Origin of the sequence: Kitasatospora sp. NPDC091276 (assembly GCF_040684355.1) — a bacterium.
In the GTDB taxonomy this organism is placed as follows: Bacteria; Actinomycetota; Actinomycetes; order Streptomycetales; family Streptomycetaceae; genus Kitasatospora.
Window position 1 is genome coordinate 141,441 of sequence record NZ_JBFBFU010000011.1, and the last position, 13,213, is coordinate 154,653.

11 protein-coding genes and 1 tRNA gene are annotated in these 13,213 nt (G+C 71.5%); 6 read left to right on the plus strand and 6 right to left on the minus strand.

Features of this window, described 5'->3' with window-relative positions; all coding sequences use genetic code 11:
- Positions 1-255: 255 nt before the first annotated feature.
- Positions 256-597 (minus strand): DUF3618 domain-containing protein, encoded by a 342-nt coding sequence (locus AB0O19_RS16165; RefSeq protein ID WP_063349226.1) that lies wholly within the window; start codon positions 595-597, stop codon positions 256-258.
- Between the two features lie 146 nt (positions 598-743).
- Between AB0O19_RS16165 and bcp the strand changes: the two genes are divergently transcribed.
- Positions 744-1,220 (plus strand): thioredoxin-dependent thiol peroxidase, encoded by a 477-nt coding sequence (gene bcp / locus AB0O19_RS16170; protein ID WP_063349225.1) that lies wholly within the window; start codon positions 744-746, stop codon positions 1,218-1,220.
- Between the two features lie 141 nt (positions 1,221-1,361).
- Here the strand turns inward: bcp and AB0O19_RS16175 are convergent, their stop codons facing one another.
- Positions 1,362-3,761: a chitinase C-terminal domain-containing protein gene (locus AB0O19_RS16175; RefSeq protein WP_363620173.1), complete on the minus strand. Its 2,400-nt coding sequence runs from the start codon at positions 3,759-3,761 to the stop codon at positions 1,362-1,364.
- A gap of 408 nt (positions 3,762-4,169) precedes the next feature.
- Between AB0O19_RS16175 and AB0O19_RS16180 the strand changes: the two genes are divergently transcribed.
- A tRNA-Leu gene (locus AB0O19_RS16180) sits at positions 4,170-4,253 on the plus strand.
- A 69-nt stretch (positions 4,254-4,322) separates the two neighbouring features.
- On the opposite strand, the gene rdgB is transcribed toward AB0O19_RS16180, so the two are convergent.
- The 4 genes from rdgB to AB0O19_RS16200 all read right to left on the minus strand — a co-directional run bounded on the left by rdgB (position 4,323) and on the right by AB0O19_RS16200 (position 6,629).
- Positions 4,323-4,928 (minus strand): RdgB/HAM1 family non-canonical purine NTP pyrophosphatase, encoded by a 606-nt coding sequence (rdgB, locus tag AB0O19_RS16185; RefSeq protein ID WP_363620059.1) that lies wholly within the window; start codon positions 4,926-4,928, stop codon positions 4,323-4,325.
- Positions 4,929-4,959: 31 nt separating this feature from the next.
- Complete coding sequence (locus AB0O19_RS16190; RefSeq protein ID WP_363620061.1) at positions 4,960-5,349, minus strand: hypothetical protein; 390 nt, start codon at positions 5,347-5,349, stop codon at positions 4,960-4,962.
- A gap of 172 nt (positions 5,350-5,521) precedes the next feature.
- Entirely contained in the window at positions 5,522-6,247 is a 726-nt protein-coding gene (gene rph / locus AB0O19_RS16195) for a ribonuclease PH (RefSeq protein WP_363620063.1), read from the minus strand.
- A gap of 148 nt (positions 6,248-6,395) precedes the next feature.
- Positions 6,396-6,629 (minus strand): PTS glucose/sucrose transporter subunit IIB, encoded by a 234-nt coding sequence (locus AB0O19_RS16200; RefSeq protein WP_063349220.1) that lies wholly within the window; start codon positions 6,627-6,629, stop codon positions 6,396-6,398.
- Between the two features lie 399 nt (positions 6,630-7,028).
- Here AB0O19_RS16200 and AB0O19_RS16205 point away from each other — a divergent pair, with 399 nt between their 5' ends.
- From AB0O19_RS16205 to AB0O19_RS16220, 4 genes are all read left to right on the plus strand, one after another.
- Positions 7,029-8,330, plus strand: coding sequence for a PTS transporter subunit EIIC (locus AB0O19_RS16205; protein ID WP_363583747.1), 1,302 nt, complete (start codon positions 7,029-7,031; stop codon positions 8,328-8,330).
- 816 nt (positions 8,331-9,146) lie between these two features.
- The gene (locus AB0O19_RS16210) at positions 9,147-10,418 is read left to right on the plus strand and encodes a PTS transporter subunit EIIC (RefSeq protein ID WP_363620065.1); all 1,272 of its coding nucleotides are present in this window, start codon (positions 9,147-9,149) and stop codon (positions 10,416-10,418) included.
- Between the two features lie 406 nt (positions 10,419-10,824).
- Entirely contained in the window at positions 10,825-11,889 is a 1,065-nt protein-coding gene (locus AB0O19_RS16215; protein ID WP_363620067.1) for an LLM class flavin-dependent oxidoreductase, read from the plus strand.
- Positions 11,886-13,172 (plus strand): LLM class flavin-dependent oxidoreductase, encoded by a 1,287-nt coding sequence (locus tag AB0O19_RS16220; protein WP_363620069.1) that lies wholly within the window; start codon positions 11,886-11,888, stop codon positions 13,170-13,172. Before AB0O19_RS16215 ends, AB0O19_RS16220 begins: the two co-directional genes overlap by 4 nt.
- The last annotated feature ends 41 nt before the right edge of the window (positions 13,173-13,213 follow it).

The following is a 13,213-nucleotide window of genomic DNA, read 5'->3' on the forward strand; positions in this document are numbered from 1 at the left end:
GTGCCGCGCCGCCTCGTACTCGGGTGCGGCGGAGGAGGCCTGCGGGGTCGGTTCGTCGTTCGTACTCACGATCCCGAAGGTACCGCCCCCGGGCGCGCGGCGTGACGCTGGCCCGGCATGCGGGAAGCCGCGGCGCCCGCGGGGCCGGACACGCACCCGGGCCCGGGCACACCCCCCAGAACCGGGCGCACCTCCCGGGCCCGGGCACACCGAAGGCCGGACGCCTCCCGCGCCCGGCCCTCACCCCGTGCCCGTTCAGCCCTTGCGGCGCTTCCGGGCGGAAGCCACCAGCAGCAGCACGCCCACGCCGACCAGCGCGGCCGGGACGATCCGCTCCGTGCGCGGCTGCCCCTTCTCGTCCACGAACTGCGCCCGCACCTTCTCCACCACGCCGTTGGCGGCCACGTACGCCCGACCGGCCTTCTCCTCGACGGCGGCCACGGCCTTCGCCTTCACCTGGGCGCTGATCGTGCTCGGGTGGACGCGCACGGCCAGCTCGTCCAGGGTGGCCGCCAGCTGGGTGCGGGTCCGGGAGATGTCCGCCTCGATCTGGGCGGTCGTCCGCGCCGACTTGTCCTTCGTGCTCGCCTCGCCCACTCGGGCCACCCCATTCACTTGCTGATGTTGTCCTGTGCGACTGACCCAGTCTGTCAGTTGCCGAGCAGGGCCGCGCGACCCCACCCACCATCGGGGGTAAGTTTGCCGTGCTATGACCGCCCGCCCCAGCAACAGGAGATTTACCCGTGAGTGAGCGTCTCCAGCCCGGCGACACCGCGCCCGCCTTCAGTCTGTCCGACGCCGACGGCAACCAGGTGTCCCTCGCCGACCACCTGGGCCGCAAGGTCATCGTCTACTTCTACCCGGCCGCGCTCACCCCCGGCTGCACCAAGCAGGCCTGCGACTTCACCGACAACCTGGAGGTCCTCGCCGGCGCCGGCTACGACGTCATCGGCGTCTCCCCGGACAAGCCGGAGAAGCTCGGCAAGTTCCGCGAGGCCGAGAACCTCAAGGTCACCCTGGTGTCCGACCCGGACCACCAGGTGCTGGAGGCCTACGGCGCCTACGGCGAGAAGCAGAACTACGGCCGCACCTACGTCGGCGTGATCCGCTCCACCGTGATCGTGGACGAGCAGGGCAAGGTCGAGCGCGCGCTGTACAACGTGAAGGCCACCGGGCACGTCGCCAAGCTGCTGCGCGACCTCAAGGTCGAGACGGCCTGACGCTCGAAGGCCTGGCGCTCGACGGCCCGGCACCTCGCTCGCCCGGTGCCTCGTTCGCCCGGCACCTCGCTGAACGAAGCGGTGGCGGCACACCCCCCGACCGGGTGCACCGCCACCGCCGTCTCTCACCTCAGGGCGCCGTCAGCAGGCCCCGAGGTCGCTCCAGACACCCCACGAGCCGCTGGCCGCGGGGTCGTCGCCCTTGGTCCACCACTTGTTCTGGTAGTAGTGGCCCTTCCACGACACCTTGGTGGTGGCCGCGTAGGTGGTGCCCGCGTCCCAGCTCGGGGCGGCCGTGCAGGCCCCCGTCGTCGGGGTGGCGGTCGCGGTGGCCGTCGCGGTCGGCGAGGCCGTGGCGGTGGGCGAGGCGGTCGCCGTCGGGGAGGCGGTCGCGGTCGGCGAAGCGGTGGCGGTCGCGGTAGGCGTCGGGGTCGGGGTCGGCGTGCCGCCGTCCACCGTGCCCCGGGTCAGGTCGCCCTTGAGCCCGTACAGCGTGCCGTTCACGTTGACCGTCCAGTTCGACGGGGTCGAGACCGGCAGGTAGTAGACGAAGTCCAGGTCCACCGAGGCGCCCGGCGCCAGCGACTGCCAGCCCGGCAGCTTGACCGACACCCGGTTGTAGGTGCCCTTCAGGCCGCCCACGTTGCCCGGACCGGGGTTGTCCTGCCGGATGACCTGGAGGCCGAAGCCGGACTGGTCCTTGGCGTTGCCCGGAGCCGAGTTGCTGTAGTCGAACTGGAACTCGGTGCCGCCCGGCAGGGTCGTCGTCGAGTTGTTGACGATGTGGATCTTCGGGTTGATCGGGTAGTTCGAGTCACCCAGCGCGAAGTTGGTGAACGACACGTCGATCGGCAGGGTCTGCTGCGGCAGCGGGACCGTCGAACGGGTCGCGCCGTACGGCGTGGCCGCCTTGAACTTGTCGTACATCAGCGAGGTCAGCGTCGAACCCGGCACGTACTCGCCCTTGCCGCCGTTGGCGCTCGCGTCCCACTTGTAGTCGCCCGCGAGCTCCCAGATCATCGCGCCGCCGGCGCCCTGGTTGACGATGTAGTCCGCCTTGGCACCCACCGACTGCTCGTCCTCGGTGGAGAGGAACACCTTCTTGGCGTCGTTCCACAGCCACGGCGCCACCAGGCTGCTGCTGTAGTTGCGGGCGTAGGTGCCCTGCAGCGCGGTGTCCTTCACGCCGTACTTGGCCAGGTAGTCGGGCAGGATGCCCTTCTCCAGGTTCTTCGCGTGCCACATCGGGTTCGACCCGGCCGGGGACTCCTTGCCCGCGTCGTCCTTGTCGTTCCAGATGTTGTCGATGCCGACCGCGCCGTCACCGCAGGAGGTCAGGCCGGAGCCGACCGGGCAGGTGGTCGCCGCCGCGGTGCCCCACAGGCCGTTGGTGCCGCCCGTGACGTTCTTGAAGCCCCGGGTGTAGTACGGCAGGCCGACGTTGATCCGGCCGCCCGGCATCGCACCGCGGAAGTAGTGGTACGACCAGTCGGCGTTCAGGTAGCCGATGCCGCCGTACTGGCCGGTGCCGTACACGTTGGCCGCCGCCAGCTCGCCGTCCTTGCCGTCGTCGAACAGCGAGGCGTTCGGGCCGACGTACTTGTTCCAGGCGCCGTGCAGGTCGTACGACATGATGTTGACGTAGTCCAGGTACTGCGCCACCTGGAAGGTCTCCATGCCGCGCAGCAGGTAGCCGGACGACGGGGCCGCGACCGACAGCAGGTAGTGCCTGCCGTCGGCGGCGCCGGCCCGGTCCAGGTTCTCGCGCAGCGTCTTCATCAGCGCCGCGTAGCCCTTCGCCAGCGAGCCGCGCTTGGAGTTGGCGAGCTGCCAGTCCAGCGGGTTGCCGGCGTCCTTCATCGAGGTCGGGTACTCGTAGTCGACGTCGACGCCGTTGAAACCGTACTTGCGGATGAAGTCGACGGACGAGGCGGCGAAGGTGTCGATGCCGGCCTGGTTGACGCTGCCGTCCGGGTTGACGGTCATCGAGTAGAAGCCGCCGGAGTTGACGCGCTTGCCGTCGTCCCCGAAGTAGCCGCCGGTCTCGGTCCAACCGCCCACCGAGATCAGGGTCTTGACGTTCGGGTACTGCTTCTTGAACTTCGTCAGCAGATTGAAGTGGCCCTTGTAGGGCAGCGTCGGGTCCAGCTCGGCGCCGGGCACGCCCGGGAAGGAGATCCCGGTGGCCTCGTTGGTCGGGCCGTCGGTGCCGACGGAGAGCTTGTTGTCACCGCCGACGTGGCCGAACGCGTAGTTGAGGTGGGTGACCTTGTCCCAGGGGATGTCGTTCACCAGGTAGGGCTGGTCGCCGTTCTTGCCGGTGCGCCAGCCGGTGAAGTAGCCGATGATGCGGCGCTGGTGGTCCGCGCCCATCTTCTCGCGGCCGCCGGTGTCGTAGACCGAGCAGTACGGGACGTCCACCCCGGGCGTCTGGTACAGGCCGTCGGGGCGACAGGCCCCGTTGTCGACGGTCGCGGACGCCTGCGAGGGCACCGCGCCCAGCGTCGACAGCAGCAGACCGGCCAGACCGGCCGCCGCCAGCGCGACCGCGCCCGCCCGGGCAGCCGGGCTCTTGCGGCGGAGTGCGGCGGTGGGACGCCGCTCCGCCGTGTTTCGGATCAACACTCGGTCCTCCGGGAGAGAGTGTCGGCGCGTGCCTGTGGGGGAGCACGCACGTGGGGGATTGCAATTGGCGCCGAAGCTATGTGGTCTGAACCACATAGGTCAATAGGTCTGTACCAATTGGTAATCAAACCCCCAACCCCGCCGGTCACCCCACCGACGACAACAAGTCACCCCCTGGCCGAAACCCCGTCACCCCGCGACCGAACGCCCCCCGCCGAACCCGCCGCCGACCCCCTCGACACCACCGCCCGCCCGCGTCCGGGACGGTGCCGCACCGGAAAGGACGGTGCCCCGGCACGGGCGAAGCCCTAGACTAGAGGCCATGCGGCCTTGGCGGAATCGGCAGACGCCCGGGTTTTAGGTGCCCGTGGGAGAAATCCCGTGAGGGTTCAAGTCCCTCAGGCCGCACTAGCCTTAGATTCGAAGGCCCGCCCCGGAATGATCCGGGGCGGGCCTTCGGCGCTCTCCGACCGGCCGTCAGCCCAGGAGGTCCTTGACGACCGGGGCGAGGCTGCGGAAGGCCAGGCCGCGGTGGCTGATGGCGTTCTTCTCGGCAGGGGTGAGTTCGGCGCAGGTGCGGGTCTCGCCGAGGGGCTGGAGGATCGGGTCGTAGCCGAAGCCGCCGTCGCCGGAGGGGGCGGTGCGCAGGGTGCCGAGGAGGCGGCCCTCGACGACGCGCTCGGTGCCGTCGGGGAGGGCGAGGGCGGCGGCGCAGAAGAAGTGGGCGCCGCGGTGCGGGTCGGAGATGTCGGAGAGCTGGGCGAGCAGCAGGTCGAGGTTGGCGCGGTCGTCGCCGTGCTTGCCGGCCCAGCGGGCGGAGAAGATGCCGGGGGCGCCGTTCAGGACGTCGACGCAGAGGCCGGAGTCGTCGGCGACGGCGGGCAGGCCGGTGGCGCGGGCGAGGGCGTGGGCCTTGAGGAGCGCGTTCTCGGCGAAGGTGACGCCGGTCTCCGGGACGTCCGGGATCTCGGGGTAGGCGTCGGCGCCGACGAGTTCGACGTCCAGGCCGGCCTCGCCGAGGATGGCGCGGAGTTCGGCGACCTTGTGCTGGTTACGGGTGGCGAGGATCAATCGGGTGGACATATCGCCCACCCTATCGGCAGCCGTCCCGGCGTCAGCCGGTGCAGACCGAGGTGAGGTTGCCGGCCGCGTCGCCGAGCGGCTTGAGGTCGGGGACCTCCTTCTTGTCGACGGCCTGCTGGACCTTGTCGGCCTGCTTCTGCAGGTCGGCGACAGCCTTGGCGACGTCGGTGTTCTTGGAGTTCTTGCCGACCTGGTTGAGGTCGGTCCTGAGCTTCTCCAGCGCCTTCCCGGCGGCCGCCGAGTCGTTGCTCGCGTTGCCGTAGGCGCTGGTGACGTCGGCGAGGTCGCCGGTGATCCTGACCGCCGTGTTGCCGCAGTCGATCGCCTTCTGGGCTGCGGAGCAACTGACCATGCTGAGCGGGAGGATGGCGATCAGGCCGGCCACGGCGAGGGCGGCGGGGCGGGCGATGCTGGACGGCATCCGGTCCTCCTGTGGGGCGCGCGGGTTCCGTGGGACGGGACGCGCGCCGGGGGGTGCGCGGTTCCCGCAGCAGGGGTGCTGCGGGAACCGTACGGGCTTCGGGCCCGGCGTGTACAGCGGCCCGTACGGCTGCGGGTACATCCGGGTCCACGGCGCCGTGGGCCGAACCGGTTCAGGCCTCCAGGGCCTTGCGCTGGATCTCGTCGAGCTCGGCGCAGCCCAGGGTGCCGAGGTCGAGCAGGCGGTCGAGCAGGGCGCGGTCGAAGGGGGCGCCCTCGGCGGTGCCCTGGACCTCGACGAAGCGGCCGTCGGAGGTGCAGACGATGTTCATGTCGGTCTCGGCGCGGACGTCCTCCTCGTACTGGAGGTCGAGCATCGGGGCGCCGTCGATGATGCCGACGCTGACGGCGCTGACGCCGCCGGTGATGGGCTGGCCCTTGGCGCGCAGGAGCTTGCGGTCGCGGGCCCAGGCGACCGCGTCGGCGAGGGCGACGTAGGCGCCGGTGATGGCGGCGGTGCGGGTGCCGCCGTCGGCCTGGAGGACGTCGCAGTCGAGGACGATGGTGTTCTCGGCGAGGGCGCGGTGGTCGACGACGGCGCGCAGCGAGCGGCCGATGAGCCGGCTGATCTCGTGGGTGCGGCCGCCGATGCGGCCCTTGACGGCCTCGCGGTCGCCGCGGGTGTTGGTGGCGCGCGGGAGCATGGAGTACTCGGCGGTGACCCAGCCTTCGCCGCTGCCCTTGCGCCAGCGGGGGACGCCCTCGGTGACGCTGGCGGTGCACAGCACCTTGGTGTCGCCGTAGGAGATGAGGACGGATCCTTCGGCGTGCTTGCTCCAGCCCCGTTCGATGGTGATGGGGCGGAGCTGGTCGGGGGTGCGGCCGTCGATGCGTGACATAGGCACTGAGCGTAGTCGCTCGGAGCGGGTGTTCCGGGTGCGCCTCGGCCCGCCGGGGTGCGGCTGGGCGCCGTCCCCGGGTGCGCCTCGGCCCGCCGTTCCCGGGTGGGGCGGCGGGCCGGGGGTGGGGTGAGCCCGGTGGCTCAGCTCACATCATGTCCTCGATGTCAGCGGCGATCGGGTCGGCGTCGGTGCCGATGACGACCTGGATGGCGGTGCCCATCTTGACGACGCCGTGGGCGCCGGCGGCCTTGAGGGCGGCCTCGTTGACCAGGGAGGCGTCCTTGACCTCGGTGCGAAGGCGGGTGATGCAGCCCTCGACCTCTTCGATGTTGTCGATGCCGCCCAGACCGGCGACGATCTTCTCAGCCTTGCTGGCCATCTGATTTCTCCCTCTGTCTCGGCCCGCCGGCCGCTCTGCCGGGTGCCGTCCTGCGCTGTACTGGGGTGTCCGCCGACCGGTGGCCGGCGTGGTCGGTACCGGTGCTGACGCGGGTTCAGCCGCGGTCGCGCCGCCGGGCAGCGCGACCAGCATCACCTGCTCCGGTCCGATCTGCCACGTTAATCCACTTTTGGCCCATTCCGGCGCGCACGGTCCCGACCGCCACCAGAGGATGACGAGCAGCGGGCTCGTGCCCGGAGTGCGGCCTGCGTCCCAAAGTGGTCTACACCAATATATGTGTACTCCGATGAACGCAGAAAGGACCCCGGGTGTTCCGGATCCCCGCCCGGGGGTCCCGCCGGGGGCCACCGGCCGGCAACTGCTCTCGGAGGGCGAAGGATGAGTTCGGCAGGCGCCACGGCCCCGCAGCGCGTGTGGTGGCACACCTTCTACGGCGGCCTCCAGAAGATGGGCCGCTCCCTGCAGCTCCCGGTGGCGGTGCTCCCCGCGGCCGGCATCCTCAACCGGCTCGGCCAGCCCGACGTCTTCGGCAAGGACGGCCTCGGCTGGACCGACGTCGCCAAGGTCTTCGCCTCGGCCGGCGGCGCCCTGCTGGACTCCTCGTTCGGCCTGCCGATGCTGTTCTGCGTCGGTGTGGCGATCGGCATGGCGAAGAAGGCGGACGGTTCCACCGCACTGGCCGCCGTGGTGGGCTTCCTCGTCTACTACAAGGTCCTGCACGCGTTCCCGGAGAACTGCAAGAACGGGACGGTCCTGGTCACCGACGCCTGGACCGGCCAGTGCGTGGACTACAGCTCGGCCAAGGCGGCGGCCGCGACGTACCAGAACCCGGGCGTCCTGGGCGGCATCCTGATCGGCCTGATGTCGGCCTGGCTCTGGGTCCGCTTCCACCGCACCAGGCTGGTCGACTGGCTGGGCTTCTTCAACGGCCGCCGCCTGGTGCCGATGATCACCGCGGTGGTGGGCCTGGCCACCGCCTGCGTGGCGCTCTGGGTCTGGCCGCCGATCGGCCGCGGGCTCAACGACTTCAGCCAGACCCTGGCCGACCTGGGCGCGGGCGGCGCCGGCATCTTCGGCCTGTTCAACCGCGCGCTGCTGCTGATCGGCATGCACCAGCTGCTGAACACATTCGTCTGGTTCCAGTTCGGCGAGTTCATCAAGCCGGACGGCACCATCGCGCACGGCGACATCCCGCGCTTCCTCGCGGGCGACCCGACGGCCGGCCAGTTCCAGTCCGGATTCTTCCCGATCATGATGTTCGCGCTGCCCGCCGCCGCACTGGCGATCGCGCACTCGGCGAAACCGCACCGCCGCAAGGAGATCTACGGCCTGATGCTCTCGGTCGGCCTGACCTCCTTCGTGACGGGCGTCACCGAACCGCTCGAGTACTCCTTCGCCTACGTCGCCCCGGCCCTGTACGGCGTGCACGCGCTGCTGACCGGCGCCTCGATGGCCGTCACCTGGGGGCTCGGGGTGCACGACGGCTTCAGCTTCTCGGCCGGCCTGATCGACTACGTCATCAACTGGGGGCTGGCCACCAAGCCGTGGCTGATCATCCCGATCGGGCTCTGCTTCGCCGCCGTGTACTACGCGCTCTTCCGGTTCATCATCGTCAAATTCAATCTGAAAACACCCGGGCGGGAGGACGAGAGCGAGGTCGAGGACGTCACCAAGGTCTGAAACCGAGCGTCACCGGGCAGCACCCGCAATGGCCTCCGGACCCGACGGTCCGGAGGCCATCGGCATTTCCGGAAAGGACCAAATGCCCGGGCGGTAAAACAATTCCGATATGCGCCCCGGGGATTCCCCGGCGGGCCGTCAGCCGTGCCGGGCGGGGCCGGGGCGACCCGCACCGCCCGGCCGCCGGGCCGCCGGCCGGGGGCACCGCGGGGGTGGGGAAAGTCCGCCGCCGCCCGGCCCGGGCGGTGGCCGGCAATCGGCCGCCACCGTTTCCCCGCCGGCCCCGACCATGCGCCGCGGGGGTCGGAAAGCCGCGGATTGGCCGAAGCCGGACGGGGTGGGGCCCGGACTTCTCCCGACCGCCGGCCGTCCGTGATGTCCGACACCCCGGTGGGCCCCTTCCCCGCCGCCCACCGCACCCGGACCGGACCCCGGCAGCGGACACCGGAGTTCCGGAGGCCGCCTCCGCCCGGACACCGTCGCGTCCGCCGGTGAACCCCGCCGACCCGACCCCCGTCCGCGCACCGCCGGGCCCGCGGCGGACCCCTGACGAGGCCTCGGCGGGGCCTCCTGACGGGGCCGGGTCTTTTTGTTGCGCAAATAGCCAAAATCCCAATCACGGCGGGTAATCATGATCGTCGTTCCGCAACTAGGTTTCGATTTCATAGCGCTTCCCGGCAGGGGCGCTTTCCGGGGTTCCCCCCCTTCTCCACCCGTGCTACAAAACTGGTCTACACCACACGTGGTGTAGACCAGTTCGCGGTTCGGCCCCCTGTGCCCCTCCCCCGACCGCCATGCCGTTAGGAACCCACCCCAATGAGTCAGTCAGCGCAGGCACCGGCGCCCGCCACGGCTCCGGCCACGCCAAGCCCCGTCAAGAAGTTCGGCCAGAACCTCCTCCAGGGCCTGCAGAAGATCGGCCGCAGCCTCCAGCTGCCGGTCGCCGTCCTCCCGGCCGCAGGCATCCTGCTCCGCCTCGGCCAGGACGACGTCTTCGGCAAGGACTGGCTCGGCTGGGGAAAGGTCGCCCAGGTCTTCGCCACCGCCGGTGACGCCGTGTTCAGCAACCTGCCGCTGCTGTTCTGCGTCGGTGTCGCCATCGGCTTCGCCAAGAAGGCCGACGGCTCGACCGCGCTGGCCGCCCTGGTCGGCTACCTGGTCTTCCACAACGTGCTGACCGTCTTCCCGGTGGACGGGAGCATCACCGCGGCGCTGCCGGAAGGAAAGCCCCAGAACCCCGGGGTCTTCGGCGGCATCGTGGTCGGCCTGCTCAGCGCCGTGATCTGGCAGAAGTACCACCGCAAGAAGCTCGTCGACTGGCTCGGCTTCTTCAACGGCCGCCGCCTCGTCCCGATCATCATGGCCTTCCTCGGCACCCTGCTCGGCGTCGTCATGGGCCTCGTCTGGGGCCCGATCGGCACCGGCCTGACCCACGCCAGCGACTGGCTGACCGGCCTCGGCAGCGTCGGCGCCGGCGTCTACGGTGTCGCCAACCGCGCGCTGATCCCGGTCGGCATGCACCAGTTCCTGAACACCTTCTTCCAGCAGCAGGTCGGCAGCTTCACCGACCCCACCGGCCACACCTGGACCGGCGACATCCCGCGCTTCTTCCACGGTGACCCGACCGCCGGCCAGTTCATGTCCGGCTTCTTCCCGATCATGATGTTCGGCCTCCCCGCCGCCGCCATCGCGATCGCCCACGCCGCGCGCCCCGAGCGCCGCAAGGCCGTGCTCGGCATGATGATCTCCGTCGCACTGACCAGCTTCGTGACCGGTGTCACCGAGCCGATCGAGTTCTCCTTCATGTTCATCGCCCCGGTCCTCTACCTGATCCACGCGGTGCTCACCGGCCTCTCGATGGCCGTCACCTGGGGCCTGGGCGTGCACGACGGCTTCGGCTTCTCGGCCGGCCTGATCGACTACGGGTTCAACTGGAACCTGGCCACCAAGCCGTGGCTGATCATCCCGATCGGCCTGGTCTTCGGTGCGCTGTACTACTTCCTCTTCCGCTTCGCGATCACCAAGTTCAACCTCAAGACCCCCGGTCGCGAGGACGACGACGAGATCGAGGACGTGACCAAGGCCTGAGGCCCCGCCCGTCCGCACTCCACGACCCCGCCCCGCCGCTGCTCCCCCAGCGGCGGGGCGGGGTCGTCGTGCGTCCCGCCCCGGGGCGGCGGGAACGGCGGTTGACGAACCGGCGGAGGCACTGGTCAACTGAAGCCGTGAACGCGTCCTGCCCGCTGGTGACCCGCAGCCACATCGACTTCGGTCGCGTGTGGTCCGCGGCGTGTCGCGGCTGAGCCGACCGTTCCCCCCGCCGCCCGGCTGACCTCCCGCCCGGCGCCGTTCCTCCCCTCCCGCCCGCACGGGCCCCGCCCGCCTCCGGGCCGCCACCGCGCACCCGCGCGCGGCCGTACGCACCCGCACACCCCCTGTGCGCGTTCGCCGGCGTCGCCCGCACGCGTCCGCACGAGGAAAGTCAGGCCTCAGCATGCCCCGCCAACTGCACCTCTCCGCCGCCCTGGACAGCCCCGGCCACGTCGACGCCGGGCACTACGCCGCCCTCGCCCGCCTCGCCGAGCGGGCCACCCTCGACTTCGTCACCCTCGACGACTCCTTCACCCCCGAACCGCACCGCCCCGACGCCCTCGCCACCCTCGCCCGGATCGCCCCGCTGACCGAGCGGGTCGGACTGGTGCCCACCGTCACGACCACCCACACCGAGCCGTTCCACACCTCGATCGCGGTCAACACCCTGGACTGGGTGAGCCGGGGCCGGGCCGGCTGGCTGGTCGGCGTCTCCGCCACCGAGGCCGAGGCCAAGGCCTTCGGCCGCCGCCCGACCGCCCCCGCGGACGCGCTCTGGGCCGAGGCCGCCGACGCCGTCGAGGTCGCCGCCCGGCTCTGGGACAGCTGGGAGGACGACGCGGAGATCCGCGACACCGCCACCGGGCGGTTCATCGACCGCGACAAGCTGCACTACGTCGACTTCGAGGGCCCGCACTTCTCCGTCCGCGGGCCGTCGATCACCCCGCGCCCGCCGCAGGGCCGCCCGGTCGTCGCCGTCCCGGTGTCCGCCGTCGACCTCGCCCCGTACGCCTCCCCCGGCGGTCGCGCCCGGGTCGCGGCGGCGATCCGGTACGCCGACGTCGTCCTGCTGGACGCCCCCGACCACGCCGCCCGGCTGGCCGCCGCCACCGAACTGCGGCTGCGCGCCGGCGAGCACCTGCGCATCCTCGCCCGGACCGACGCCTCCCTGCCCGACGACGCCGCGGCCGACCGCCTGCTCGCCGACCTCGCCGCGATCGGCACCGGCGTCGACGGCTTCCACCTCGTCCCCGCCGAGCCCGAACGGGACCTGGCCGCCCTCGCCGAACGGGTCGTCCCGGTGCTGCGCGCCCAGGGGCTGTTCCGCGCCGGGTACGCGGCCGGTCGCACCCTGCGCGACCACCTCGGCCTGGCCCGCCCGGCCAGCCGCTACGCCACCGACGCCGCCACCAACACCGACGCCACCGCCACCCCGTCCGCCGCCGCTCTCGCCGAGGTGACCCGATGACGGACCGCCCGCTCAAGCAGATCCACCTCGCCGCGCACTTCCCCGGCGTCAACAACACCACGGTGTGGAGCGACCCGGACTCCGGCAGCCACATCGAATTCGACTCCTTCCGCCACCTCGCCGAGACCGCCGAGCGCGGGAAGTTCGACTTCTTCTTCCTCGCCGAGGGCCTGCGGCTGCGCGAGAACAAGGGCCGCATCCACGACCTGGACGTGGTCGGCCGCCCCGAGTCGATCACCGTGCTGAACGCGCTGGCCGCCGTCACCACCCGCCTCGGGCTGGCCGGCACCGTCAACGCCACCTTCAACGAACCGTACGAACTGGCCCGCCGGTTCGCCTCGTTGGACCACCTCTCCGGTGGGCGCGCGGCCTGGAACGTGGTCACCTCCTCGGACGCCTTCACCGGGGAGAACTTCCGCCGCGGCGGCTACCTCGACCGCGCCGACCGCTACACCCGGGCCGCCGAATTCGTGCAGCTCGCCCGGGAGTTCTGGGACGGCGGAGCGGAGACCGTCCGGCACAGCGGCCCGCAGTTCGAGGTCGAGGGCCGGCTCTCGCTGCCCCGCCCGCCGCAGGGCCACCCGGTGGTCATCCAGGCCGGGGACTCCGACGAGGGCCGGGAGTTCGCCGCCGCGACCGCCGACGTCGTCTTCAGCCGGCACTCCACCCTCGCCGACGGCCAGGCCTTCCACGCGGACGTCAAGCGCCGGCTCGCCGCGTACGGCCGCAAGCCGGACGAGCTGAAGATCATGCCCGGCGTCACCTTCGCCCTCGGCGACACCGACGCCGAGGCCGCCGAACTCGCCGCCGAGGTCCGCCGGGCCCAGGTCGGGCCGCAGACCACGATCGCCTTCCTGGAACAGGTCTGGGGCATCGACCTGTCCGACCACGACCCGGACGGTCCGCTGCCCGCCGTCGACCCCGACCCGGACAGCGCCCTGGCCCAGGGCCGGGTCCGGATCGGCGACCCGTCGGCCGTCGCCGCCCGCTGGCGGGCGCTGGCCACCGAGAAGCAGCTCACCAGCCGCGAGCTGGTGATCGAGGTGACCGGCCGGCAGTCCTTCATCGGCTCCCCCGCGACGGTCGCCGAGCGGATCGACTTCTTCGTGCAGAACGACGCGGCCGACGGCTTCATCCTCGTCCCCCACCTGACCCCGGGCGGCCTGGACGCGTTCGTCGACCGCGTGGTGCCGCTGCTCCAGGAGCGCGGGGTGTTCCGCACCGACTACAGCGGGACGACCCTGCGCGACCACCTCGGCCTGCCGCTCCCCGGCCGGCGTTGAGACGACCGACGCCGAGCCGACCGGCCCGCCCGCCCGCCCGC

Coding starts and splice junctions, on each gene's coding strand:
- AB0O19_RS16210 (WP_363620065.1), top strand. CDS start 9,147: ATGAGTCAGTCAGCGCAGGCACCGGCGCCCGCCACGGCTCCGGCCACG.
- rdgB (WP_363620059.1), bottom strand. CDS start 4,928: ATGTCCACCCGATTGATCCTCGCCACCCGTAACCAGCACAAGGTCGCC.
- AB0O19_RS16200 (WP_063349220.1), bottom strand. CDS start 6,629: ATGGCCAGCAAGGCTGAGAAGATCGTCGCCGGTCTGGGCGGCATCGAC.
- AB0O19_RS16220 (WP_363620069.1), top strand. CDS start 11,886: ATGACGGACCGCCCGCTCAAGCAGATCCACCTCGCCGCGCACTTCCCC.
- AB0O19_RS16190 (WP_363620061.1), bottom strand. CDS start 5,349: ATGCCGTCCAGCATCGCCCGCCCCGCCGCCCTCGCCGTGGCCGGCCTG.
- rph (WP_363620063.1), bottom strand. CDS start 6,247: ATGTCACGCATCGACGGCCGCACCCCCGACCAGCTCCGCCCCATCACC.
- AB0O19_RS16205 (WP_363583747.1), top strand. CDS start 7,029: ATGAGTTCGGCAGGCGCCACGGCCCCGCAGCGCGTGTGGTGGCACACC.
- AB0O19_RS16215 (WP_363620067.1), top strand. CDS start 10,825: ATGCCCCGCCAACTGCACCTCTCCGCCGCCCTGGACAGCCCCGGCCAC.